Source organism: Chromohalobacter moromii, assembly GCF_023091865.1.
Classification (GTDB): domain Bacteria; phylum Pseudomonadota; class Gammaproteobacteria; order Pseudomonadales; family Halomonadaceae; genus Chromohalobacter; species Chromohalobacter moromii.
In genome coordinates, this window is record NZ_JAHXDI010000003.1 from 198,854 (window position 1) to 221,939 (window position 23,086).

The window sequence follows — 23,086 nt, forward strand, 5'->3', positions numbered from 1 at the left end:
GAAGAATCGGCCCTTGAGCATAGCCGAATCGAATGCGCACCGCGATGGTGCAAAAAGAGGTATGCCGCATACCAACGCCAAAACGTGCATAATCGGGGATAGATTCCCGTTTATTCACTCGATGTACGCAAGAGAGTCATGACGCTCGATACCACCGCAATCAACCAGCAAATGACGCATTTCAACGACCATGAGGCGATCTGGCTGTTCGGCTATGGTTCTCTGATCTGGAAGGCGGATTTCTCGTTTCTGGAGAGCCGGCCTGCGCATATCATCGGCTGGGAAAGACGTTTCTGGCAGGGCTCGCACGACCACCGCGGCACGCCACAGGCGCCGGGCCGTGTCGCTACGCTGACCGAACGCCCCGGCGCGGTCTGCCACGGCATGGCCTACCGCATCACCCAGGACGTGCTCGGCCCGCTGGATGTGCGCGAGAAAAACGGCTACCTGCGCGTGGTCACAGCGCTGCACTTCGATGACGTCGAGGGAGAGGAAAGCCGCGAGGGCCTGGTCTACCTCGCCAGCGAGGACAATGCCGCCTTCCTGGGGCCGGCGCCTGATACCGCCATCGCCCGACAGATCGCCGAGTCCCACGGCCCCAGCGGCCCCAACCGCGATTACCTGCTCAACCTGGCCCAAGCGCTGCGCGAAATGGGACACGACGACCCGCACATCTTCGCTCTGGAGCGCGAATTGCTCGCGCTTCCCACTCAGCCGGCGTGAAACGACACGTCGGCTGACAGCAGGTCACGTATCTATCTTGTCACGCAGTATGCAAACCACATACGTTAGATACGTTTTATGATCATCCCCAAAGCTCCCAAAGCCCTATCGTCAGGAACGGAAATAAACATAGTAGAACCACTACCATCATAGCCCCCGCAATAAAGGGCACCACGGCCCTGAATACTGCTGAAGGTGACACCTTGGCGATCTGGGATGAGATAAACACCAAAAGCCCCACTGGCGGAGAGACACCGCCGAGCTGCAGGACAATGATCATAATGATACCGAGCTGAACAGGGTCGACCCCAGCGTTCGTCATCATCGGTAAGAACAGTGGAGCGATGATCAGCATCGCCGGGGTCAGATCGAGAAACATCCCCGCCGCCGCCAAGACCACCAGCAGGATGATGAACAATCCCAGTTGGCCATCAACGATGGTACTTGCCCAAGCGACAATCTCCTGGGGTACTTGCTCGGCGATCAGAACCCAGGCGAAGGGTACCGAGGCAGCGATCAAAAAACCCACCAAGGCGGCGTCGGTCCCGCATTCGGCGAAGGCACGATAGAACTTCTTCCAGCCATATTCGCGGAATACAAACTTGCCGAGAACGAACGTCCAGATCAACGCTATGACCCCCGCTTCGGTAGCGGTGATAATGCCAAATCGAATTCCTCCCAGAACACCAACGGTAATGACCAGCACCGGTAGGGCACGCAGGAAGCTACGCCAAACATCGCTCCAGGGGGCTCGAGCAGTGGCCGTCTGGTACTGACGACGCACAGATATCAAGTAGGAGACCCCCATCAGAACGCCCGCACAGAGAATTGCTGGCAGGATACCGGCCATGAACAACCGAGCGATGGAGACATTCGCCACTGAAGCGTAAACCAGCATGGCAATCGCGGGCGGCACGACATTGGGCAGAATCGCCGATGAAGCCGTGACCGCACAGGAGAAGGCCGGTGAGTAGCCACGCTGCACCATTTCAGGAACCAGGATCTTGGTGCTACTAGCAGCGTCGGCGCTCGACGAACCGGAAATACCACCTACCATCAGGCTATTGAGTACGTTGACGTGGGCTAAGCCGCCACGTAAATGACCCACCAGGCTGGAGGCAAAGTCGATCAGGCGCGTGGACAGACCGCCCAGATTGAGCAGGTAGCCGGTCGAAAGGAAAAAGGGGATAGCCAATAGAATGAACTTGGTCGAACCCGTGACCATGTTCTGCACTATCGCTGGCGCTGGAAGAATGAACGACGCCGAGTTAGCCAGGAAGACCCCGAACATCAAAGAAAAGGAGACCGGTACACCAACACCTAAAGCCACGAAGAATGCGGCCAACATGATCAGGCTAGGCGAAATACCCTGTAACGGAGAAAGCAAGCCATGATCGAGACCTAGATAAAGCAGACCGGCAATACCAAGTGCCAAGAAATTGCGAATCAGGGTACGCGTGTTGTCAGCATCTCGAGCAAGCAGGAATACCAAGCCAATCAGACCAAATACAGGAATGACCGCGTACTTATATATCTTAGGCCACTCCAAGCTAGCACTGACTCCGCCGACCATCTCGGCAAGCTGGTAGCCACTGAACATCATCATCATTACCGTCAGAGCCAAGATCAGGCTCTGGATGAAGCTCAGTAGTTCTGCCGACCAACCAGATACATTCTTGGTCAAAAAATCAGCAGCGACGTGGCGCTGCTGGCGGATCCCTAACGCCGCCCCGAGGAAGATCAACCAGGTGAACGACCAAACCGCAAACTCAGCGGTCCACGAAAAGGCGTCATTGAATACATAGCGCGAGACTACGCCAGCGAATACGTCTATCGTCATCGCCAGCAAAGTGACGAAGACTAACAGGCGGACCACCGACTCCAGCCCAGCAGCGGCGCGCTCCAGACTCAGCACAGGCAGCGTGTGCGAAAGGCGATAGGCAGACATTCGATACGCTCCAGAATGGCAACGCCATTGAGGTGAAATGGAACGTGCAGCCCCACCATTGTGGCGGGGCCGCCTCCAAGCTTCAGTCGGCGTTCTCAATTAGCGAGACGAGTGCCTTGCCGTTGGGAATTTTCTTGATGTACTCCTCTCTGACGGGCTGCATGGCCTCTTTCCAAGGCCCTTTATCATCGATCTCAATGATGGTGGCACCATCCTCGACAGTCTTGGCTAGAGCCGCCTTATCATCTTGCTGGCGCATCGCAGGCAGCTGCTCCTGGACTTCGTTGGCAGCCTTGGTGATTTCTTGCTGATATTCCTCCGGCAAACGCTGCCACCAGCTTTGTGAAACCACCCAAGTCCCCATCGCATAAACGTGCCCAGTTTTTACGTAGTAAGGCGCAACCTCATAGAAGCGATTCGTAAGATAGTTAGTCGCTGTATTATCGAAAAAGTCGATCACCCCTGTTTGCATTGAGTTGTATATCTCAGGAGCTGGGATTGGCGTAGGATTAGCCCCGGCGGCCTTCCACATAGCGACGTGCAAAGGGCTCTGGATGACGCGCATTTTTTTGCCCTTGACGTCATCAACCGAGTGAATCGGCGTGCTGCTCATAAGCTGACGGATACCATTAACCGAAAACCCCATTAAGTGAAACCCTTCATCCTCAAACTTGGGTTCCAACTCATCAGTGAGGGGTTGGTTAATTGCCACCGCTTGCTCATCACTGTTGATCAAATAAGGAAGATCAAGAACCTGAACTTCAGGCACCCAAGAAGTCAGCACTGAACTAGTAATGATCCCCATCTGTACGGAGCCGAGCCTAATGCCCTCTGCCGATTCACTCTCTCCGCCGAGAACACTGTTAGGAAAAAGCTTAATATCGACATTGTCATCAGTTCGCTCACGTACCATATCGGCAAACTTCTTAGCCGCAACGTACTTCGTATTACCCTCTGGTACGTCAAGCGAGAGCTTAGCATTGTACTCGGCTGCCATGGCCGAAGTACTAACGACTGAAGCAGCCAATGTTGATAACAATGCAGTGATTACTGGCAGGCCACTCAAGGAGCTTTTAATTTTCATGATACGATTCCTATTGATGTTATATTTCACATTTCAACGTATAGGCTAGGAGAATTGTCATTGTCATGAGCGTATGCTCTACTCACTAACCTGTGTGTAGGATTTCATCAAAGTACGGCGAGCATGCCGCCATCAACGTAGATAATTTGTCCATTGACATAGTTGGAAGCAGGCGATGCTAAGTACACCACCGTCCCGACCAAGTCTTCAGGCGTTCCCCAACGCCGCGATGGTGTACGCCCAGTAATCCAGCCATTGAAATCCGGATCATCGACGAGCGGTTGCGTCATCTCGGTAATCATATAACCAGGACCAATCGCATTGGACTGTATACCGTGCTCTGCCCATTCCGCCGCCATCGATTGCGTCAATAATCGTACTCCACCTTTTGCAGCCGTGTAGGCACCTACAGTAGGACGAGCTACGGAGCTCATCAGTGAACCAATATTGACTACCTTGCCACCCTGGCCGCGCTCTATCATTTGACGTGCGACATTGCGACCGAGCAAGAAAGCGCTCGACAAGTTAGTGTTGATGACCGTATCCCACTCATTGCGGGTCAACTCCACCAGCGGCTTGCGCAGTTGCATGCCCGCATTATTGACTAGGATGTCAATATATACGCCATCCCCCTTGAGGTTACCAAGCGCCTTTTCGATAGCCGCTTCGTCCGTAATGTCGAAGGAAGTTTTCAGTACATTGAATCCTTCACTGGACAGTACTGAGTGGGCCTCATGCAGCTTATCTTGGTTGCGCCCATGCAAAATGACTTGGGCCCCGGCTTGTGCCAACCCCCTCGCCATAGCAAAGCCAAGGCCTCCAGATGAACCTGTAATCAGTGCTGTCTTGCCCGATAGATCAAAAATCGTCATAAGCCGCTTACTCCCTTGCATCAGGATAGTTAAAGCTGTTGAATAACCGCATCGTCATCCCTAATTTTTCAAGGCTTCAGAAGGAGCACCACGGTCATTCCCCGAGCAGCCATGGTTAAGCATTCACTACGTGCCACCTTTGTCTAACGCTGCTTTTATGCTCTTAGATTTCGTTGTCTAATAAGAAATATATCGCCAAATTTCAAAGTATTCCATAATACTTAAGATTAACGATGGACAGGTAAAACAATGTCTGACACAAAAAAATCAGCCGCTTATAGTAAGTCCCAGGGAAATCTGGCTTATGAACGGCTTGAATCAAGCATTGCTCATATGGATATTCAGCCAGGCGCCTTCATGACCATGGCCGACTTGCAGAAGCAGGTAGGGCTGGGGCGCACCCCAGTGTTGGAAGCTACTCGCAAACTGACTGACGATACCCTGCTGGAGATGCAAGCAGGCATTGGGATACGGGTCACCCCTATTGACCTGGCGAGAGAGAAGCGATTACTCAAGATCCGGCGTGATCTGGAGTGTTTCGTACTCGAGATGGCTATCGAGAATGAAAGCGGCTTAGTGCGAAACCAAATGCACCATTTAATTCAAGCTTTGCACGAAGCCGAGTCGAACAATGACTTGCGTCGATTCAACGACCTCGATAAGCGCATGGATCAACTAATTATTGAAGCCGCCAACGAGCCTTTTGTAGCACGCACACTACGACCATTACATACCATATTTCGTCGCTTAGGCTTTCTTTACCAGAGCCATCTAGGAGACACCACCTCAATCAACAAGAACATACTAATTCACATTAAAATACTTGATGCTGTTCTCAATCGTGACGTCTCCTCTGCCATCTCCGCCAACCATGAGCTCATGGACTTTATGCATGCCATGTTCGAACCGCTGGACCGGAAACTAGAGCCTTCATTCTTTGACGTCAGTATCAAGCCACTCGATGCAGACCTTTACTGATCGTCTGAAAGATTAGCCGGCGTGAAGCGCCCCCGCCGGCTGAAACCGGTGTTACGTCTCTACCTTGCCTCGCAGGGCCTTGGTCTTGCCCTTACGGGTTTTCTTGTCGACGCGGCGGCGCTTCGCGCCCTTGGAAGGCTGAGTGGGGCGGCGCACCTTGTGCTGCTTTACCGCGTCCTGGATCAATGCCTTGAGACGCGCCAGCGCTTCTTCCTTGTTGGCTTCCAGCGTGCGATAACGCTGCGCCTTGAGGATGATCACACCGTCCTTGCTAATACGCTGATCCGACAGTGCCATCAGTCGTTCTTTGTAGAACGGCGGCAATGACGAGTGGGGAATATCGAAACGTAGATGCACCGCCGAGGCGACCTTGTTGACGTTCTGGCCACCGGCGCCCTGCGCGCGAATCTGGCTGATATCGATTTCCCAATCGGCGAGCGCCACCGTATTGGAGATCCTCAGCATGGTGTAGCCCTCGTGACATGACACGCCGAGCACGGCGCGTGAATGATGCGCGTCAGACTACACTATTGGCGGTGCCTCGGGCGTCGACGCAAATTATAGGGGGTCGTCATCTTGACGCTGTTTAGCGTTCAGAGTGGAGACGTTCGCCGTGTCGTTATGGACACTAACGTTTTGATTAGCCTCGCTTTCCGCCACCATAGAGAACGGCAGCAATGCAGAGACGACGATGGTTGCCAACATCGAGAACAGCTTGTTGAGTGCTTTCATGACCACTCCTGGATTTGGTGGTGATGCGGCGTTTTGTCGCATTACACAATTAGCATGCTAAAAGATTCACTGCGCGTCAAGCCCTTCTCGATCATCAAGCCCCATGTACCGCCTTACGGCGCCTCCACGCACAAATTCGTTAGCAGAAAAATAATTTTTTGAAACAAGACCACAAAAGTCCTACGTTTTTTACTAAAATGGGAGCCGAGAGCTACGACCAAAGACGTAGCCAAGGCTCAACCATTTCGCTCATCCCCTTTGAGCTTGGCGCTATGTGCCCCAGCCCAACGGCGGAATAAAAGAGCCAGGTGATCATTCCTGTCCCACAAGGAGACAACAACGCCATGCCACAATCTCGCTCGCAAAGGTTGGGCGCCATTGTGCTGCTGGTAGCCTCGATCGTCGGGTTTGCCATCGCACTCTATGCCTATTTCACCCCGCTGACCGGGGTCAATGGCACACTTGGCGCGCTTGTCGCCATCCTGGCCAACATCGCCCTGGCCGTCATGGCGCTCATCTTGCCTGCATTGAAAGGGAACGCCTCGCGTAACGTGTGGCGCGTGCTGATTTTGCTGGGTCTTGCCGGCACCTTCTTCGCAGCCCTCCTCCTACATCAATGGTGGATCTGTGTCGCCATGGTGGTCGGCCTAATCGGGCTGATTCTAGATGTGGCCCTCGCGAACCGCACCGCTCATCCCGCCCAACCATAAGGAGCCGTCCCATGCCGACATTGAGAACCACCGCGCAACGCCTGGGCACGGCCACGGCGCTGGCGCTTTTCCTGACGCCTTTGCCGCTTTTGGCGCAGGATCAGAGCGCCGACCAAGATGCCTCGAGCGCACAAGAGGGCGCGACGTCACAAGCTTCATCCCAGCAAGCTTCGTCCGAATCGATACCGCTGGTCCCCGGCACGCCAACCTGGGATAGCTTCCACGGCCAGCTCAACGCGCAGAAATACAGCCCTCTCGACCAGATCAACGCCGACAACGTCGGTGACCTGGAAAAAGCCTGGGAAGTGCACACCGGCGATGTCTCCGATGGCTCCGGCGACCTGCCACCCACTGTCTGGTCCGCGACGCCGGTCTTCGCCAACGACACGCTCTATATCGGCACGCCGTTCTACCGCATTCTCGCGCTAGACCCTGCCACTGGTGAGCAGAAGTGGAGCTTCGATACCGAGTCCACGCTTGAAGCAATGACGCAGCCCGCGCTCAAGAGCCGCGGTGTCGCCTACTGGGAAGCGGATGACCCGGTCGAAGGCGAGTCCTGCCAGAAAATCGTCTATCTCGGCACCATGGACGCGCAGCTCTTCGCCGTCGATGCCGACACTGGCGAGAAGTGCACCAGCTTCGCCGATAACGGCGTACTCGACGTCAACCAGTGGAACGACACCCACGCTAAGTGGCCGCTGTCGCTGCTGCAGCCACCGACCGTGGTCGGCGATCACCTGATCCTCGGCTGGGCCGGCAAGGACTGGGCGTTCGAGCAAGCGCCTCCCGGCACCGTGTTCTCCATCAATGCCCGCACAGGCGAGCGCGAATGGAGCTTCAACGCCCTTTCCGAAGAGATGCGTGAGAAGAGCGGTACCGCCAACGTGTGGACGCACATGTCCGCCGACGAGGAAAACGGCCTCGTGTACCTGCCGATCTCCTCGCCGTCACCCAACTATTGGGGCGGCAATCGCACCGAGGAAGCCCCCCTGGCAACCTCGACCACCGCGCTTGACGTCGATACCGGCGAAGTCGTCTGGTCACGCCAGTGGGTCCACCACGATGTCTGGGACTATGACATCAACTCCGCGCCGACACTGATGGACATCACGGTGGATGGCGAGGAAATTCCGGCATTGATCCAAGCCACAAAGCAAGGCTTCCTATTCGTCGTCAACCGTCTGACCGGAGAGGACGTCTGGCCGATCGAGGAGCGTCCGGTACCGCAGGGTGATGGCTCCGTCAAAGGCGAAGAATACGCGGACACGCAACCCTTCCCAACCAAGCCCGCTCCGCTGCTCGACCAGTCCGAGAAGCCGAAGATCTGGAAACTCGCCGATGTCGTTGGCGGTGGTCAGTGCTCGGCACTCTGGGATGACCTAACGTACGAGGGCATGTACACGCCGCCCACCACCAAGGGCGAAGGTGCACTGGCCTACCCAGATAGTGCCGGTGGCGTACAATGGGGTGGTGTCGCGTTCGACCCCGTCAGCCAGACGGCCATCGTCAACACTTCGCACATCGTGCAGACCATCAAGCTCTATGACCGCGAGGCCTACGAGAAGGCCGACAGCGGTTCGGGCAACGAAAGCGGCTTCTCGCCGCAGACAGGGGCGCCTTACGGCATGCGTCTCGAAGTAGCACGTAACTGGCTCGGCATGCCGTGCTGGGAGCCGCCCTTCGGCGAAGTCGTCGCGCTCGACATGAAAACCGGCGATGTGAAATGGCGTCGTCCGATCGGCTCCTCGCAGCAGTACGGCTTCTTCATGCCTGAAAGCTGGGGCTCGCCCACCATCGGTGGCCCTGCCGTCACGGCCGGTAACCTGGTCTTCATCGGGGCCTCGATGGACGCCAAGCTACGCGCCTATTCGCTCGACAGCGGCGAAGAACTGTGGGAAGACCAGGCCGAAGCGCCTGCCGTCGCCAACCCCGCCGTCTACGAGTATGAAGGTCGCGAATATGTCGCTTTCGTAGCAGGCGGTAACTCGATCCTGAAGGATCAGGTCGGCGACCAAGTCGTCGTCTACGCACTGCCGGAAGACGACGAATAACGACCGTCAGTAAGCGCTAGAACGCAATATAGAAGTAACGTAGAAAGCAGACGGGGTGGGCCCATTGGGCCCACCCCGTTTTTATTGGCTCGCGTCTTTGTGGCTAGGTCTGTAGCCCCGACCAACAGGCTATGAAACGTTCACGCCGATACAACGCCGGCCAGATGCTCATAGAGTACGGCGAAGCCAATGGCGATGAGAATCAGGCCGCCCAAAACCTCTGCCCACTTGCCGACGACGGTGCCAATAGCACGACCGAGCAACGTGCCGCAGGTAACCATCAATGTCGTCGCCAGGCCGATAGCCAAGGAAGCCACGACGATATTTATATCCGTCAGCGCTAACGTAATCCCCACGGCCAAGGCATCGATGCTGGTCGCCAGCGCCGTGAATGCAATCAGCCATATGGATTTGTCTCCCTGCTGATCTCCGGCAACCTTGATCGCGTCGGCACCGCCCTTCTGAAGCCCTTCCCAGATCATGTGACCGCCCAGCATCCCCAGCATGGCAAACGCGATCCAGTGGTCGATCCCGGAAACGAAACGCATCGCGACATGGCCGAGCGCCCATCCCGCCAACGGCATGATCGCCTCCACCACGCCAAACACAAGCCCTATGCGTAGCGCGCTGATGAAGCGTACCTTGCTCAGTTCGGCACCCCGGCCGACGGAAGCGGCAAAGGCGTCTGTCGACATGGCGAACGCCAACAAGATCAACGACGCAGGATTCATGTGGTCTCCATAATGCACTGCAGGCGATGCTGAGAACGCATCTTCATTCCCAAAACCCGATTATTTTTGTCAACTTTTCAAACAGCCTATACCCGACATCCCTGAATAACAATAACTACCTGAAAATAAAGTAAAAATTAACCTGGATTGATCAATATCGTGGCGGTTAACACTCTGCGAGCATGCTTCGAATGAATAACCAAGGTTTAACAATCCCTTGCGATTTATAGGGAAAAGCAAACGTACTGCGACGTTTCAGCGCAATAGCTGAAAAACGCTTGGCATATCATCGCCATATCACACATTCTGAAGATCGTTTCGACGGGGAAGGGATACCGCCATGCAAGCATTTTCGACTCGCCACCAGGTCCTCGGTCTAATCGGCTGGCTGGTGGTCAGCTTCATTACCGCCGGGATCGGCGCCATCGCATCAGTGGATGCCACGCAGTTCTACGCCGAACTCACGCAGCCCAGTTGGGCACCCCCCGCCGGCGCCTTCGGCCCGGTGTGGACGACCCTTTTCGCCTTGATGGGCGTCGCCGCCTGGCTGGTCTGGCGGGAAGGCGGCTGGCGTCGGCACCAGGGCGTACTGACGCTGTTCATCGTGCATCTCGCCATCAATGCACTCTGGAGCTGGCTGTTCTTCGTCTGGCACCAAGGGGCGCTGGCCTTCGTGGAGGTCATACTGTTATGGGGCATGATCCTCGCCACGCTCATCGCCTTTTGGCGCGTGCGTCCGCTGGCCGGGCTGCTTCTGGTGCCTTACCTAGCCTGGGTGACGCTGGCCACGGCACTGACCTACACCGTGTGGCAACTCAACCCACAATTGCTGGGGTAAGGCCAACTCTCGGGAAGGAAGCGCCTTACTGAAAATCCGGCTGACGTCGAACGAGTAGGATGGCCTAGAATGGTGGGGCCCGGTGCTCGCGCTGGCGTTTACTCGCCTCGATCCACCATGTCAGATCATCCGCAAACCGGCCAAACGCACGTTCAAAGGATTTGCCAGCATCACCGACGGGCGTGCCGTTCTCGTCCAACGTATTGGTAATCTGACCGACTGCGACCGTGCTGGAAATGACCACCATACCCATCTCAGCTAAAGTCCCGTGCCAGGCCAGATTGGCGTGAGCACCGCCAAGACGGCCGGCCGAATAGCTGACGATACCGGCTGGGCGCCAGAACCACTCTTCCAGAAAGTGATCGGTCAGGTTCTTCAGACCCGGCTGCATGCCCCAGTTGTATTCGCCAGTGACGAAGATGAAACCATCGGCCTCGCGAATCTTGGCCGCCAGTGCCTCCATCGGTGCCGGCGCCTCGCCCTTGGGATACTCCTTGTACATGCGATCCAGCATCGGCAGATCGACGGCCTTGGCATCGACCAGTTCGGCATCAGCGCCGCAATTCTTCAACGCACAGACGATATAGTCGGCGAGCCGAATGCCGGCGCGATCGGACCGGTAGGAGCCGTAGAAAACCAGAATACGATCGGCCATGAGCAAGCACCTCGAACGCGAAGGGTGATTGGACAGACAAGCCCCTTCAGAGTAGCGCCGTCGAGGAAAAGCCACCACGACCACCCCCATGCGAAAGCCTACTTTATCTCCCGCGCGGAACCGGGCATGACTGTGTAGAGAACATCCAAAAATGCACAGGAGCCTGACATGCCGACCCACGCCACCACCGAATTCTGGAAGGACCTCGCCCCCATCGCCGAAAGCTTCAAGCCCGATGCCAGACCCGAGGTTCACATCGCCAACGCGCCCACCGAGGATGAGCGCTACTACGTACCGTTCTCCGAGACCGTCTCGTCCCGGCCACTATGGATCTCGCCTTCGCAAAACCGCTGGTGCGATGTCCTCATGGCCAAGGGCGCTGGGCTGGTCAACCGCCACTACCACCCGCATGAAGTCTTCGCCTACACCATCTCTGGTAAATGGGGTTACCTGGAGCACGACTGGGTCGCCACCGCTGGCGACTTCATCTACGAAACGCCCGGCGAAGGCCACACCCTCGTTGCCTACGACCACCCCGACCCGATGCGCGTCTTCTTCATCGTCACCGGCCCACTCATCTGGCTCGACGAGAACGGCGACTCCTGCGGCCACTTCGACGTGCACGACTACATCGCCCTCTGCCGCGAGCACTACGACAAAGTCGGCCTCGGCGCCGACCTGGTGGACAGCCTCTTCCGCTAATCACCGATTTTTAAGCTCACCGCCACCACGCCGCCACACACCCAGCGGCGTGTTTTTTCACACGCTTTGACTACAGTGAATGTAGCGTTAGGTGTGGGAAGGGTAATAACTGGAAACAATCCGAAGTAGAAATGTCAACAAGGCCGGGAGCGTATCCATCCGTCTTATAAAACCATTACGACGTTAGAATACGATCGTCCTTTCGCTGACCACTCAATAGTGCCAATAAAGGAGAAACCTATGGGAATCAAACCAGGCCCAAAAAGAACTGCCGAATCAACTGGCAAGCCAGATAAGCGTCAACGGGATAACAAAAATACTCCCGGAAACACTCCCTCACTTAAGCCTCACAAACACAAGAAAGGAGACTAATAAAAGAATAACCGCACCTAGCCTGCCACAAGGATGTGGACTTCCTCCGACCTTTAAACCGTACTCTCTGCATTCCCGCTCCCAGCCGACCCCGGCCTCACAGCATGGGCGTAGCGACTTTTCCCTCACTCATCGTAATCGATGGCGAACGCGGACCAGGCTTGGCGCGTCGGCATGACTTCCAGTCGATTGAAATTGATATGCGGGGGGAGTGTGGAGATGTAGAACATCTGCTCGGCGATATCCTCGGCGGTAAGCGCGGTGGTGCCGCTATACAGCGCGTCGGCAGCGGCCTGGTCACCGCCGGTGCGCACAAGGGTGAATTCGGTTTCGGCGATGCCAGGGGCGAGGTCGGTCACGCGCACGCCCGTGCCGATCAGGTCGCAGCGCAGGTTGTAACTGAACTGTTTGACGAAGGCCTTGGAGGCGCCATAGACGTGGCTGCCGGGGTACGGCCATTGGCCGGCGATGGAGCCGACATTGACGATGGTGGCGCCCTCGCCGACGTCGATCAGCGTGGGCAGCAGCGCGTGAGTGACATTGACCAGCCCCGTGACGTTGGTGTCGATCATGGTGTGCCAGTCGCGCCGGTCGGTGTATTGGGCGGGCTGCGGCGCCAGCGCTAGGCCGGCGTTGTTGAGCAGCGTGCGCACCCGCGTGAAACCTTCCGGCAGCGCGGCCACGGCGGCATCCACGGCGTCGCTGTCGCGCACGTCGAGGGCGGCGATATGCACCGGCACCTGGCCTTGCAGCTCTTTTTTCAAGGCTTCCAAGCGTTCGAGACGCCGCCCGGTCAGCACCAGCGACCAGCCTGCGGCGGCGAAACGATGCGCAGCGGCGCGGCCGAAACCGGACGTCGCACCGGTGATGAAGACACAATCCGTCATGAGGGTTTCCTCCAGTTGTGGAAATGAGCGGTGTTGGGGATCAAGCAAGCGCCTCGCGGATCAATACCCACAGCGAGAGCGCGATCAACAGCGGCGCGACGCTGGATTTGAGCGAACGCGGCGGTGCGCTCTCGAAGCGCCACTGGCCGAGGACATTGCCGAGCAGCGCTGGCAACAATAGCCATGCTGCCCAGTGCCAGGTGCTGGCGTGCAAGGCACCCGCCAGGCCCAGCCCGAGCAGAGAGGCGCTACTGCTGGCGACGAAGAAAATGATGGCCGTGGCACGCATCGCAAGCGGTGGCATGCGGCGATAGAGCAGGTACAGCATCAACGGCGGCCCGCCCGAGGAAGCCAGCGTCATGCACAGCCCCGAGAGTCCGCCCGCGCCGAGCACCACGCCACGCGTTTGCGCAGCGCGACCGGGCGAGGCGACGTTCCGCTGGCAGAGCAGGGCCACGGCACCGCTCATCGCCAACAGCGCAACGACGATACGCATCGGCGCGGCCGGCACGCTCGCCAGTAGCCACACCCCGAGCCCGGTCGCCAGTGCCATGCCCAGCAACAACGGGCGCAGGCACGGCCAGTCGGCATGACGCAGGGCGCGTCGCCATAGTCCCAGGCTCGTGGCGAGATCCAGCAGCAACGCCAACGGCACGGCCTGGATCGGCGGCATGAACAGCATCAATCCCAACGCCAGCAGCATGGCGAATCCAAAGCCGCAATATCCGCGCACTCCACCCGCCAATAGCGCGAGGCTCATCGCAGCGGCAAGCGTGGGCAGCGTCGGGGACACGGCAGCTCCTGGGATCTGAATGAGGCACTGGCACAGCAGCCTAGCCAGCTTGTAAAGGCCACGGTAGGGCCAGTTACGGTGTCCCGATGGGACATCCCGCCGCCACGGCGGTCGGCACAGGTACGCTGCTACCCGCGAAACACCAGCGTGCGGGACGGTACGAACTTGGAGGGGGGTAGTCGGATCAAGTCAAGCGGAGGGAAGCGGTAACGCGACACGGCGCACTTCGTCTTGAAGGGCCGTGCCGCGTTCCTAGTGTGCAGTGCACTACATAGGAAGGAGGTGTTACGCGACGTCGAAGCGGTCAGCGTTCATCACTTTCGTCCAGGCAGCGACGAAGTCGTTGACGAACTTTTCGCCATTATCGTCTTGGGCATAGACTTCCGCGTAAGAACGCAGCAGCGAGTTGGAACCGAAGACCAGGTCAACGCGCGACGCCGTCCACTTGACGGTGTCCGTCTGCCGGTCGCGGACCGTGTAGAGATTATTACCCGCGGGCTTCCAGGTATTGCCCATGTCGGTCAAGTTGACGAAGAAGTCATTGGTCAACTGACCTTCACGGTCGGTGAACACACCGTGCTGTGTATCGCCATGGTTGGTGCCCAATACTCGCATGCCACCGAGCAGCACGGTCAGTTCCGGGCCTGTCAGCCCCATCAATTGGGCACGGTCGAGCAGCATTTCTTCCGGCTTGACCACATAGTCTTTCTTCTGCCAATTACGAAAGCCATCGGCCAACGGCTCCAGCGGCTCAAAGGAGTCGGCGTCAGTCATTTCATCGAGAGCATCACCGCGACCTTTCAAGAACGGTACGCGTACATCATAGCCCGCCGCCTTGGCCGCTTTTTCGATACCCACGCTGCCCGCCAAGACGATCACATCGGCGATGCTGGCACCGGTCTCGGCAGAGATTTTTTCATATATCGCCAATACCTTAGCCAAGCGCTCAGGCTCATTGCCTGCCCAGTCTTTCTGGGGCGCAAGCCGAATACGAGCGCCGTTGGCACCGCCACGCATATCGGAACCGCGATACGTGCGAGCGCTGTCCCATGCCGTGCTGACCATCTCACTGATGCTCAAACCGCTTTCCGCAATCCGCTGTTTAATGACTTCTTCACTGTAGTCGGTACTACCAGCCGGAATGGGATCCTGCCAGATCAAGTCTTCTGCAGGGACCTCGGGGCCGATATAGCGCGACTTCGGACCCAGGTCACGATGGGTCAGCTTGAACCATGCCTTGGCGAAGGTTTGTTTGAAGTATTCCGGATCGGCCATGAATTTTTCGCACAGCGCCCGGTAGGTCGGGTCCATCTTCATCGCCATGTCCGCATCGGTCATGATGGGATTGTGACGGATAGAGGGATCGCTGGCATCGACCGGCTTGTCTTCTTCGCGGATGTCGACCGGCTCCCACTGGTGAGCGCCGGCGGGGCTCTTCCTGAGCTCCCACTCGTAGCCGAATAGCAGATCGAAGTAGCCCATGTCGAACTGAGTGGGGTTAGTAGTCCAGGCGCCTTCGATGCCCGATGTGATGGCGTTGCTCGCCTTGCCGCCCATGTTCGGGTTGCTCCAGCCAAAGCCCTGATTCTCGACATCGGACGCTTCGGGTTCGGCATCTAGCGCAGACGCATCACCATTGCCGTGACACTTGCCCACGGTATGACCACCCGCCGTCAGCGCGGCTGTTTCTTCGTCGTTCATGGCCATGCGGGCGAAGGTTTCACGTACCTGCTGGGCAGTCTTGAGAGGATCGGGCTGGCCGTTGACACCTTCGGGATTGACGTAGATCAGACCCATTTGCACTGCGGCCAACGGGTTTTCCATAGTTTCCGGGGTATCGACGTCTTCGTAACGCTCGTCGGAAGGCGCCAGCCACTCTTTCTCATCCCCCCAGTAAATGTCTTTTTCCGGCTCCCAGATATCTTCGCGACCGAAAGAGAACCCGTAGGACGGCAGTCCCATGGATTCGTAGGCGACGGTGCCGGCCAGAATCATCAGGTCGGCCCAGCTGATTTTGTTGCCGTATTTTTTCTTGACCGGCCACAGCAGGCGACGTGCCTTATCGAGGCTCGCGTTGTCCGGCCAGGAGTTAAGAGGGGCGAAACGCTGGCTACCGGTACCACCACCGCCACGGCCATCAGCAAGACGGTAGGTACCCGCAGAGTGCCACGCCATACGGATCATCAGGCCACCGTAGTGGCCCCAGTCAGCCGGCCACCAAGCTTGGCTATCGGTCATCAGCGCGTGAACGTCTTGCTTGAGCGCGTCAAAATCGAGCTTTCTGACTTCCTCACGGTAATCGAAGTCAGGATCCATCGGATTAGAATTGCGGTCATGCTGGTGCAAGATATCCAGATTAATACCTTCCGGCCACCAGTCTTTATTGGAGGTGCCAGTGGAGGTATGGCCACCGTGCATTACTGGACATTTTCCGCTCATATTGCTTTCCCCTTCGTGCTCTTGGCCTTGGCGATATTCAAGGAACTTATGGCCGGCACCTTAGTTATCGTGCTCACCTTTGAGTGACAGCCATGCGTTATTGACGTGACCTTTTTTAAAGCATCCTTGTAATAGTAAAAATTTGTATTTTGCTACTCATGCAATAGAAATAAATCATCACACGAGAGCCGGAGCGTGATGGGCATACCACTGTCACGAGGTCGGCGTGTTTCTGGCTCTATCTAGGCGCGGGAAACGCTGCCTAAGCTTGTGCGATAACCGACACCGTTCCTCGCCGACGCACAGGACTTCGCTCATGACCACGACCAACGACCTCGTTCGCCAGCTCGACCGCCAGTATGTTTTCCATTCCTGGTCCCAACAGGGCCAGCTCGATCCGCTGGTGATTGCCGGCGGCGCGGGCTGCCGTCTCTGGGATTACGCGGGCAAGGAGTATCTGGATTTCAGCAGCCAGTTGGTGAATACCAACATCGGCCATCAGCACCCCAAAGTCATCGCCGCGATCAAGGAGCAGGCCGAGACACTCACCACAGTAGCGCCAGCGCACGCCAATCTGGCCCGAGGCGAGGCCGCCAAGCGCATTGTGGAGCGTGCGCCGCAAGGCTTCTCCAAGGTGTTCTTCACCAATGCCGGGGCGGATGCCAACGAGAACGCCATCCGCATGGCGCGCAGTTACACCGGACGCGACAAGATCCTCTCGGCGTATCGCTCCTATCACGGCAATACCGGGTCGGCCATCGTCGCCACGGGCGACCCGCGTCGCGTGCCCAACGAGTTCGCGCGCGGCCATGCGCACTTTTTCAATCCCTACCTGTATCGCAGCGACTTCTGGGCCAGCGACGAGCAAGAGGAATGTCAGCGCGCCTTGCAGCACCTGCGCCGAGTCATCGAATGTGAGGGCCCCGGCGCCATTGCCGCCATTCTGCTCGAGCCGATTCCCGGTACGGCGGGCGTACTGATGCCCCCGGCAAACTACTTGAAGGGCGTGCGAGCGTTGGCCGACGAGTTCGGTATCCTGTTGATCTTCGATGAAGTGATGGCCGGTTTCGGGCGTACCGGGCGCTGGTTCGCCTTCGAGCACTTCGATGTCACGCCGGATCTGATCGTCTTTGCCAAGGGTGTCAATTCCGGTTATGTACCCGCCGGCGGCGTTGTGGTCTCGGACGCCATCAGCCGTCATTTCGACGAGCGCATGTTCTTCGGCGGCCTGACCTACTCCGGGCATCCGCTGGCGATGGCCTCTATCGTCGCCACGCTGGATGCAATGCGCGACGAAGGGGTCGTGGAAAACGCCGCCCGCATCGGCGAAGGCGTGCTCGGCCAGGGGCTCGAGCGCCTGGCGCGCGAGCATGCCATCGTCGGCGAAACACGCGGACTGGGAGTCTTTCATGCCCTGGAACTGGTCAGCGACCGCGAGAGCCGCACGCCGCTATCAGCGAGTGCGATGAGCGAGATCAAGCACGCCCTACTCGCCGAAGGCATGCTGCCGTTCGTGGCCGAGAACCGCATTCATGTGGTCCCGCCGTGCATCGTCAGCGAGGCGGAAATCCAGCAGGGACTGGCGATTCTGGATAACGTTTTGGGCGAGATGTCGGCCAAGCACGCCGCTTGATTGCCTGGATCGCGGGCGGCATCGCCACCGCAAAGCTAGATAACATGCGCCGGGCTTTTGCCCGGCGTCGTCGCGGGTACGCCGCTACTCTAGCGTTCTCGCTAGGCGTTCGATGCCCGGTTCGATGCGTTCGGCGTCGATGGCACCGAACCCCAGGCGCATGAAGTTGCGCGGTGGCACGCGCTCAAAGAAATGCTGAAAACCCGGCTCGATGAGCACGCCGTTTTGCGCGGCCTGCCAGGCCAGGCGTTGGGTATCCACGTCTTGCGGAGCTTCCAACCAGAACACGCTGGCATGGTCACCGCCGACCCGACGGCAACTGGGCATATGCGTCGTGATGGCCTCATTCATCGTCTCCCAGCGCTGGCGCATCTCGTCGGCGAACTGGCGCAGATAGCGGTCGTAATGGCCCTGGGCGAGAAACTGCGCCATCTGCTGTTGCAGCGCCGAGGGCGGATGACGATACATCAGCCGCCGCAGGGCGCGCAGTTCGTCGACCAGTTCGGCGTCAGCAACCAAGTAGCCCAGTCGCAGTCCCGGTGAGAGCGGTTTGGACAGGCTACTCATATAGATCACCCGCCCCCCAACACGGCTGGCTTTCAGCGCCGGTTGCGCATGACGATCGAAGTTCACCTCAGCGTCATAGTCGTCCTCGAGCACGATCTGATCGAAGCACTGGACCTGTTGAATCAACTGCTCGCGACGCGCACGACCCATGGTAACGCCGGTCGGCCCCTGATGGCTGGGCGTCACGTAGAGATAGTCGCAGCGTGGCGTCTCGGCATCGAGTTGCATGCCCTCGCCGTCCACATGCTGATAGTGAAGTTGGGCACCCTGGCGCAGGAAGACATTGACCGCCTCGCGATACCCGGGGTTCTCGACGGCGACACGCGTTTGCCGGTCGAATAGCAACTGCGCAATCAAGAACAACGCGTTCTGTGAGCCGAGGGTCACCAAAATCTCATCGCTCTGCGCATGAATGCCACGTTTGGGCAGCACTCGCGTGCGCAATTGCTCGATCAGCATAGGATCGTCCTGATCGTAGCGATCACTGAGCCAGTGACGCTCGCGGTTCCCGCCCAGCAGGCGTCTCGAAGTCTCGCGCCATTGTTCGAGGGGAAACAACCGCGTATCCAGTTGCCCATAGACGAAGGGGAACTCGTAATGCATCCAGTTGCTGGGGCGCAGTACGCCCTGCAAGTGACTGGGGCGATGCGTGAAGCGTTTGCTCCAGGAAGGTGCATCCACCGTCGTCTGGCTCGTGGCTTGGGCCAGCGCCAGGGTATCGCTGTCATGATAAGCGTCGTGTAGGTAGTAACCGCTACGCGGTCGGCTGACCAGGTAGCCATCCTCGACCAGGCCTTCGTACACCAACGCCACTGTATTGCGCGAAATGCCCAATTGCAGGGACAAGCGGCGACATGACGGCAACGCCTCATCGGCGGGAATGGTCCCGGTGTGGATAGCATCGAGCAGCGACTCACGCAATTGTTCCTGCAACCCACGCTGGGTATCGAAATCGAGATGGAAATAATGGTCGAGCATCGTTTTCTCCCGATGAGGCATCACACCGGAGTAGATGCAAGGAGCGCGCCATGACGCTGCACTGGCTGGATGGACACATGATTAGGCATCGAAACATCTGGCCAGTCGGCATCCCCCAACTGGCTCTATAGCGACCAACGTCGAATTCTTTAGGGTGGACTCACCACGTTCGAGATTGCCCCGCATGGCGAGCCGTCTTCGGTCTCAGCCAACGATCTCAACAACAACAGCAACAGCGAAGGTGATTATGATGCTTCCCACGACTCGCAACGCAGGTCGCACTAAAGGTCCCATTTCCTCCCACTGCTTCCCCAAGGCCCGTTTCTCCAAGACGATTGCCGCCACCATAGCCGGTACCTTGATGTCGTTGTCGCTACCCGCCCTGGCGGCGGATCTGGAGGAAATCCAAGAACGCGGCTACATGGAGGTGGCCACCGAGGATAACTACGCGCCCTTCAACTTCATCGAGGGCGGCGATGCCAAGGGCTTCAATGCCGATGTGCTCGAAGAGCTGCGCGATTACGCCGATTTCGAGATTCGTCAGGAAATCCTGCCATGGACAGGCCTGCTGGCAGCCGTCTCCAACGATCAGTACGACATGGCCTTGACCGGCGCATCCGTCTCAGATGAACGTTTGCGCGTGTTCAACTACACCCCGCCCTATGCCTCCGCCCAGCATTTCGCCATCAAACGCGCCGACGATGACAGCATCAGCGATGTCGACGATCTCAGCGACAAGACCGTCGGCGTCCAGGCCGGCAGCGTACTGCTCTCGCGCCTGCCGGAACTGGAGACGATGCTCGAGGATGACGGTGGCGAACTCGGCGAAGTCGTACAGTATGAATCCTATCCCGAAGCCTTCGCCGATCTCGCCAATGGACGCCTGGATTACGTCATCGATTCAGCGGTGCCAGTGAATACGCTAGTGGCGTCCAAGCCGGACGTCTTCGCCAAAGGCCCGGCGGTGTCCGGGGCGGGCTATGTCTCCTGGCCAGTGCCCAAGGACAGCCCTGAACTGCTGGAGTACATGACTGGCTTCCTGGAACACCTCAAGGAAAACGGTCGCCTCGCCGAGCTGCAAGAAAAATGGTTCGGTGAAAGCTTCCCGAATCTGCCCGAGAAACCACTCAAGAGCGTCGAACAGTTCCACGAACTGGCCGGTCTCGACGACTGAGAGCTTGCCGCCTGTGTCACTGCGACGCCGTGGACCAGCCACGGCGTCGCCCTTATTCCTTAGCTCGGGGACTCTGTCATGAATGCCAGCGCCTGGCACATGTTGCTGGAAGGGGCCTGGACCACCCTCTGGATCTCCGCTGTCTCGATTGCCATCGGGGTCATGGCGGGTTTGGTCATCGCCCTGATTCGCCTCGCGCGAATTCCCATCGTCGACCAACTTCTCGTTCTCTACATCAGCGTGGCCCGCGCCACTCCCCTGGTGACCCTGGCACTGTTCATCTTTCTCAGCGCTCCTGACCTGGGGCTCGACCTCAACCGCAGCGTCGCCGGCATCCTGGCGTTGACGCTCAATACCACCGCTTTCAATGCCGAGATCTGGCGAAGCGCATTTCGCAATTTCTCTCGCGAGCAAAGCGAAGCGGCCATGGCAACGGGCATGACGCCATGGGTTACCTTTCGCCGCATCATGTTGCCGCAGATGGTGATTACCAGCTTGCCCGGGCTGGTCAACGAGATGTCGTTTCTGATCAAGGGCAGCCCCGCCATCGCGGTGATCGGCATCGTCGATCTGACCCGCGTGACCAATCGCATCTCGGCCGTGACCTATGAGCCACTGCCGCCCATTCTCGTCGCCGGCGTGCTCTACATGGCAATAATCGGTTGCCTGGTATGGCTACAGCGTCTCGCCGAACGCCGTGCCAACCGGCTGGCAACGTGAGAATAGAACGGTGAGGATACGAGCATGAGCAATTGGGAAATCCTATGGGATGAACGCGCACAGTTCTGGAGCGGTTTTCTGAGCACCCTGGAAATATTTGGCCTGTCGATCGTGGGTGCCTTTGTGATCGGCTGCGGGCTGCTTTATTTACTCGAAGAAAGCCGCAAGCGACTAACCATACCGCTGAGAATATTCATCGACGCAATGCGTATGCTGCCGTTTTTGATACTCGCCTATCTGCTGTATTACGGCTTGCCAAGTGTCGGTATTCGCCTCGATGCCTGGTGGTCAGGGGTCGGGGCGCTGGCGGTGTATCACGGCGCCTATTTCGCCGAAATTTTCCGTGGCAACCGCTTAACCTTTCCGCCAGGGCAGATCGAAGCCGCCAAGGCGCATGGCTTCACCAAGGGCAAGATGTTCTTTCGACTGCTGCTCCCTCAGATCATCATGCAAACCCGTCAGTTGCTGGGCAACCAGTTGATCTATGCGCTCAAGGACACGGCCTTTCTCGTCATCATCACCGTGAGTGAGCTGACCGCCGCCGCCAACAGCTTATCGAGTACCTATTTCATTCCCACCGAGGCGTTCATCGTCGTGATCGGTTTCTACTGGGCGATCAGCGTGACGATGGAGATCATCATCAAACAATGTGGGCGTTTCAGCGCCAAACGGGGGTTCGACAATGTCTGAAGCAAACACGTCTGAGATGGCGGCGGTTTCGATCCGCCACCTTTCGAAAAGCTTCGATGATGTCGAGGTGTTGCGCGATGTCGAACTGGAGGTGAAAACCGGCGAGGTGGTCACGATCATCGGTTCGTCCGGCTCGGGCAAGTCGACGTTATTGCGTTGTATCAATTGGCTGGAAAAGCCCGACCGGGGCAGCATTCATATTGCCGGGCAGCGCATAGGGGTCCATGAGGACGGCCGCCCTATGCCAGTGCGTGAGCTGGCCAAGGTCCGCGCCAAGACCGGCATGGTCTTCCAGGGCTTCAACCTGTGGCCGCACCTCAACGTGCTGCACAACGTCACCGAGGCACCCATCCACGTACAGGGAGCGTCCAAGCGCGAGGCCGAGGAGCGGGCCATGGCCTTGCTCGAGAAAGTCGGCATGGTGGATAAGCGTGATAGCTATCCCAACACGCTCTCGGGCGGCCAGAAGCAGCGTGTGGCCATCGCCCGGGCGCTGGCCATGCAGCCGGAGGTGATGCTCTTCGACGAGCCCACCTCGGCGCTGGACCCGGAGCTGGTGGGCGAAGTACTGGCGGTAATCAAGGACCTTTCCGCCGAGGGCTACACCATGGTCATGGTGACGCACGAGATGGCCTTCGCCCGTGCGGTGTCCGATCAGGTCGTCTTCCTGGAAAAAGGTTTGATCATCGAACGCGCCGACCCGGAGACCTTCTTCACCACCCCCAAGACTGACCGTGTGCGCAAGTTCCTCGAAAATCACGATACGCCCTCGCCCGCCTGAACGGACGAGGACAATGATCTATCGAGCC

Annotated in this window: 22 protein-coding genes; 11 read left to right on the top strand and 11 right to left on the bottom strand. The window is 57.9% G+C overall.

Annotated features, from left to right (window positions below; genetic code table 11):
* Positions 1-138: 138 nt before the first annotated feature.
* A complete protein-coding gene (locus tag KZO83_RS10930; RefSeq protein ID WP_247620841.1) occupies positions 139-723 on the top strand; it encodes a gamma-glutamylcyclotransferase in 585 nt (194 codons plus the stop codon).
* Between the two features lie 82 nt (positions 724-805).
* Here KZO83_RS10930 and KZO83_RS10935 read toward each other — a convergent pair whose 3' ends face one another.
* The 3 genes from KZO83_RS10935 to KZO83_RS10945 all read right to left on the bottom strand — a co-directional run bounded on the left by KZO83_RS10935 (position 806) and on the right by KZO83_RS10945 (position 4,627).
* Positions 806-2,671 (bottom strand): TRAP transporter large permease, encoded by a 1,866-nt coding sequence (locus KZO83_RS10935; RefSeq protein WP_247620842.1) that lies wholly within the window; start codon positions 2,669-2,671, stop codon positions 806-808.
* 82 nt (positions 2,672-2,753) lie between these two features.
* The gene (locus KZO83_RS10940) at positions 2,754-3,755 is read right to left on the bottom strand and encodes a TRAP transporter substrate-binding protein (RefSeq protein ID WP_247620843.1); all 1,002 of its coding nucleotides are present in this window, start codon (positions 3,753-3,755) and stop codon (positions 2,754-2,756) included.
* A 107-nt stretch (positions 3,756-3,862) separates the two neighbouring features.
* On the bottom strand, positions 3,863-4,627 hold the full coding sequence (locus KZO83_RS10945; RefSeq protein ID WP_247620844.1) for an SDR family oxidoreductase: 765 nt from the start codon (positions 4,625-4,627) through the stop codon (positions 3,863-3,865).
* A gap of 249 nt (positions 4,628-4,876) precedes the next feature.
* Between KZO83_RS10945 and KZO83_RS10950 the strand changes: the two genes are divergently transcribed.
* Complete coding sequence (locus KZO83_RS10950) at positions 4,877-5,605, top strand: GntR family transcriptional regulator (RefSeq protein WP_247620845.1); 729 nt, start codon at positions 4,877-4,879, stop codon at positions 5,603-5,605.
* Positions 5,606-5,656: 51 nt separating this feature from the next.
* Here the strand turns inward: KZO83_RS10950 and arfB are convergent, their stop codons facing one another.
* Both arfB and KZO83_RS10960 read right to left on the bottom strand, forming a co-directional pair.
* The gene (gene arfB / locus KZO83_RS10955) at positions 5,657-6,070 is read right to left on the bottom strand and encodes an alternative ribosome rescue aminoacyl-tRNA hydrolase ArfB (protein WP_247620846.1); all 414 of its coding nucleotides are present in this window, start codon (positions 6,068-6,070) and stop codon (positions 5,657-5,659) included.
* Positions 6,071-6,163: 93 nt separating this feature from the next.
* Positions 6,164-6,337: a hypothetical protein gene (locus KZO83_RS10960; protein WP_178998386.1), complete on the bottom strand. Its 174-nt coding sequence runs from the start codon at positions 6,335-6,337 to the stop codon at positions 6,164-6,166.
* A gap of 344 nt (positions 6,338-6,681) precedes the next feature.
* Here KZO83_RS10960 and KZO83_RS10965 point away from each other — a divergent pair, with 344 nt between their 5' ends.
* A complete protein-coding gene (locus KZO83_RS10965; RefSeq protein WP_246895212.1) occupies positions 6,682-7,047 on the top strand; it encodes a hypothetical protein in 366 nt (121 codons plus the stop codon).
* Positions 7,048-7,058: 11 nt separating this feature from the next.
* On the top strand, positions 7,059-9,098 hold the full coding sequence (locus tag KZO83_RS10970) for a pyrroloquinoline quinone-dependent dehydrogenase (protein WP_247620847.1): 2,040 nt from the start codon (positions 7,059-7,061) through the stop codon (positions 9,096-9,098).
* 140 nt (positions 9,099-9,238) lie between these two features.
* Here the strand turns inward: KZO83_RS10970 and KZO83_RS10975 are convergent, their stop codons facing one another.
* Complete coding sequence (locus tag KZO83_RS10975; RefSeq protein ID WP_040240644.1) at positions 9,239-9,829, bottom strand: manganese efflux pump MntP; 591 nt, start codon at positions 9,827-9,829, stop codon at positions 9,239-9,241.
* A gap of 340 nt (positions 9,830-10,169) precedes the next feature.
* Here KZO83_RS10975 and KZO83_RS10980 point away from each other — a divergent pair, with 340 nt between their 5' ends.
* A complete protein-coding gene (locus tag KZO83_RS10980; RefSeq protein WP_247620848.1) occupies positions 10,170-10,667 on the top strand; it encodes a TspO/MBR family protein in 498 nt (165 codons plus the stop codon).
* Positions 10,668-10,731: 64 nt separating this feature from the next.
* On the opposite strand, the gene KZO83_RS10985 is transcribed toward KZO83_RS10980, so the two are convergent.
* Positions 10,732-11,322, bottom strand: a complete 591-nt coding sequence (locus tag KZO83_RS10985; protein WP_247620849.1) for an NADPH-dependent FMN reductase — start codon at positions 11,320-11,322, stop codon at positions 10,732-10,734.
* A 168-nt stretch (positions 11,323-11,490) separates the two neighbouring features.
* Here KZO83_RS10985 and KZO83_RS10990 point away from each other — a divergent pair, with 168 nt between their 5' ends.
* The gene (locus tag KZO83_RS10990; RefSeq protein ID WP_247620850.1) at positions 11,491-12,024 is read left to right on the top strand and encodes a 2,4'-dihydroxyacetophenone dioxygenase family protein; all 534 of its coding nucleotides are present in this window, start codon (positions 11,491-11,493) and stop codon (positions 12,022-12,024) included.
* 497 nt (positions 12,025-12,521) lie between these two features.
* On the opposite strand, the gene KZO83_RS10995 is transcribed toward KZO83_RS10990, so the two are convergent.
* The 3 genes from KZO83_RS10995 to katG all read right to left on the bottom strand — a co-directional run bounded on the left by KZO83_RS10995 (position 12,522) and on the right by katG (position 16,515).
* A complete protein-coding gene (locus tag KZO83_RS10995) occupies positions 12,522-13,283 on the bottom strand; it encodes an SDR family NAD(P)-dependent oxidoreductase (protein WP_247620851.1) in 762 nt (253 codons plus the stop codon).
* 40 nt (positions 13,284-13,323) lie between these two features.
* Positions 13,324-14,076 (bottom strand): sulfite exporter TauE/SafE family protein, encoded by a 753-nt coding sequence (locus KZO83_RS11000; protein WP_247620852.1) that lies wholly within the window; start codon positions 14,074-14,076, stop codon positions 13,324-13,326.
* Between the two features lie 285 nt (positions 14,077-14,361).
* Positions 14,362-16,515, bottom strand: a complete 2,154-nt coding sequence (katG, locus tag KZO83_RS11005) for a catalase/peroxidase HPI (protein ID WP_247620853.1) — start codon at positions 16,513-16,515, stop codon at positions 14,362-14,364.
* A gap of 316 nt (positions 16,516-16,831) precedes the next feature.
* On the opposite strand from katG, the gene KZO83_RS11010 reads away from it, so the two are divergent.
* Entirely contained in the window at positions 16,832-18,148 is a 1,317-nt protein-coding gene (locus KZO83_RS11010) for an aspartate aminotransferase family protein (protein ID WP_247620854.1), read from the top strand.
* Positions 18,149-18,232: 84 nt separating this feature from the next.
* Here the strand turns inward: KZO83_RS11010 and pdxR are convergent, their stop codons facing one another.
* On the bottom strand, positions 18,233-19,693 hold the full coding sequence (gene pdxR, locus KZO83_RS11015) for a MocR-like pyridoxine biosynthesis transcription factor PdxR (protein WP_247620855.1): 1,461 nt from the start codon (positions 19,691-19,693) through the stop codon (positions 18,233-18,235).
* 250 nt (positions 19,694-19,943) lie between these two features.
* Here pdxR and KZO83_RS11020 point away from each other — a divergent pair, with 250 nt between their 5' ends.
* From KZO83_RS11020 to KZO83_RS11035, 4 genes are all read left to right on the top strand, one after another.
* Positions 19,944-20,867 (top strand): transporter substrate-binding domain-containing protein, encoded by a 924-nt coding sequence (locus tag KZO83_RS11020; protein WP_247620856.1) that lies wholly within the window; start codon positions 19,944-19,946, stop codon positions 20,865-20,867.
* Positions 20,868-20,945: 78 nt separating this feature from the next.
* On the top strand, positions 20,946-21,587 hold the full coding sequence (locus KZO83_RS11025) for an amino acid ABC transporter permease (RefSeq protein ID WP_247620857.1): 642 nt from the start codon (positions 20,946-20,948) through the stop codon (positions 21,585-21,587).
* Positions 21,588-21,611: 24 nt separating this feature from the next.
* Entirely contained in the window at positions 21,612-22,277 is a 666-nt protein-coding gene (locus tag KZO83_RS11030; protein ID WP_247620858.1) for an amino acid ABC transporter permease, read from the top strand.
* The gene (locus KZO83_RS11035) at positions 22,270-23,058 is read left to right on the top strand and encodes an amino acid ABC transporter ATP-binding protein (protein WP_272493598.1); all 789 of its coding nucleotides are present in this window, start codon (positions 22,270-22,272) and stop codon (positions 23,056-23,058) included. The genes KZO83_RS11030 and KZO83_RS11035 overlap by 8 nt, the downstream gene beginning before the upstream one ends.
* Positions 23,059-23,086 lie beyond the last annotated feature (28 nt).

What these genes read in the sequence shown, in the direction of transcription:
- pdxR (WP_247620855.1), bottom strand. Translation starts at nt 19,693, where the DNA reads ATGCTCGACCATTATTTCCATCTCGATTTCGATACCCAGCGTGGGTTG.
- KZO83_RS10935 (WP_247620842.1), bottom strand. Translation starts at nt 2,671, where the DNA reads ATGTCTGCCTATCGCCTTTCGCACACGCTGCCTGTGCTGAGTCTGGAG.
- KZO83_RS10940 (WP_247620843.1), bottom strand. Translation starts at nt 3,755, where the DNA reads ATGAAAATTAAAAGCTCCTTGAGTGGCCTGCCAGTAATCACTGCATTG.
- KZO83_RS10975 (WP_040240644.1), bottom strand. Translation starts at nt 9,829, where the DNA reads ATGAATCCTGCGTCGTTGATCTTGTTGGCGTTCGCCATGTCGACAGAC.
- KZO83_RS11010 (WP_247620854.1), top strand. Translation starts at nt 16,832, where the DNA reads ATGACCACGACCAACGACCTCGTTCGCCAGCTCGACCGCCAGTATGTT.
- arfB (WP_247620846.1), bottom strand. Translation starts at nt 6,070, where the DNA reads ATGCTGAGGATCTCCAATACGGTGGCGCTCGCCGATTGGGAAATCGAT.
- KZO83_RS10985 (WP_247620849.1), bottom strand. Translation starts at nt 11,322, where the DNA reads ATGGCCGATCGTATTCTGGTTTTCTACGGCTCCTACCGGTCCGATCGC.
- KZO83_RS10990 (WP_247620850.1), top strand. Translation starts at nt 11,491, where the DNA reads ATGCCGACCCACGCCACCACCGAATTCTGGAAGGACCTCGCCCCCATC.
- KZO83_RS10970 (WP_247620847.1), top strand. Translation starts at nt 7,059, where the DNA reads ATGCCGACATTGAGAACCACCGCGCAACGCCTGGGCACGGCCACGGCG.
- KZO83_RS11025 (WP_247620857.1), top strand. Translation starts at nt 20,946, where the DNA reads ATGAATGCCAGCGCCTGGCACATGTTGCTGGAAGGGGCCTGGACCACC.
- KZO83_RS10965 (WP_246895212.1), top strand. Translation starts at nt 6,682, where the DNA reads ATGCCACAATCTCGCTCGCAAAGGTTGGGCGCCATTGTGCTGCTGGTA.
- katG (WP_247620853.1), bottom strand. Translation starts at nt 16,515, where the DNA reads ATGAGCGGAAAATGTCCAGTAATGCACGGTGGCCATACCTCCACTGGC.
- KZO83_RS11030 (WP_247620858.1), top strand. Translation starts at nt 21,612, where the DNA reads ATGAGCAATTGGGAAATCCTATGGGATGAACGCGCACAGTTCTGGAGC.
- KZO83_RS10960 (WP_178998386.1), bottom strand. Translation starts at nt 6,337, where the DNA reads ATGAAAGCACTCAACAAGCTGTTCTCGATGTTGGCAACCATCGTCGTC.
- KZO83_RS11035 (WP_272493598.1), top strand. Translation starts at nt 22,270, where the DNA reads ATGTCTGAAGCAAACACGTCTGAGATGGCGGCGGTTTCGATCCGCCAC.
- KZO83_RS10995 (WP_247620851.1), bottom strand. Translation starts at nt 13,283, where the DNA reads ATGACGGATTGTGTCTTCATCACCGGTGCGACGTCCGGTTTCGGCCGC.
- KZO83_RS10980 (WP_247620848.1), top strand. Translation starts at nt 10,170, where the DNA reads ATGCAAGCATTTTCGACTCGCCACCAGGTCCTCGGTCTAATCGGCTGG.
- KZO83_RS10950 (WP_247620845.1), top strand. Translation starts at nt 4,877, where the DNA reads ATGTCTGACACAAAAAAATCAGCCGCTTATAGTAAGTCCCAGGGAAAT.
- KZO83_RS10930 (WP_247620841.1), top strand. Translation starts at nt 139, where the DNA reads ATGACGCTCGATACCACCGCAATCAACCAGCAAATGACGCATTTCAAC.
- KZO83_RS10945 (WP_247620844.1), bottom strand. Translation starts at nt 4,627, where the DNA reads ATGACGATTTTTGATCTATCGGGCAAGACAGCACTGATTACAGGTTCA.
- KZO83_RS11020 (WP_247620856.1), top strand. Translation starts at nt 19,944, where the DNA reads ATGCTTCCCACGACTCGCAACGCAGGTCGCACTAAAGGTCCCATTTCC.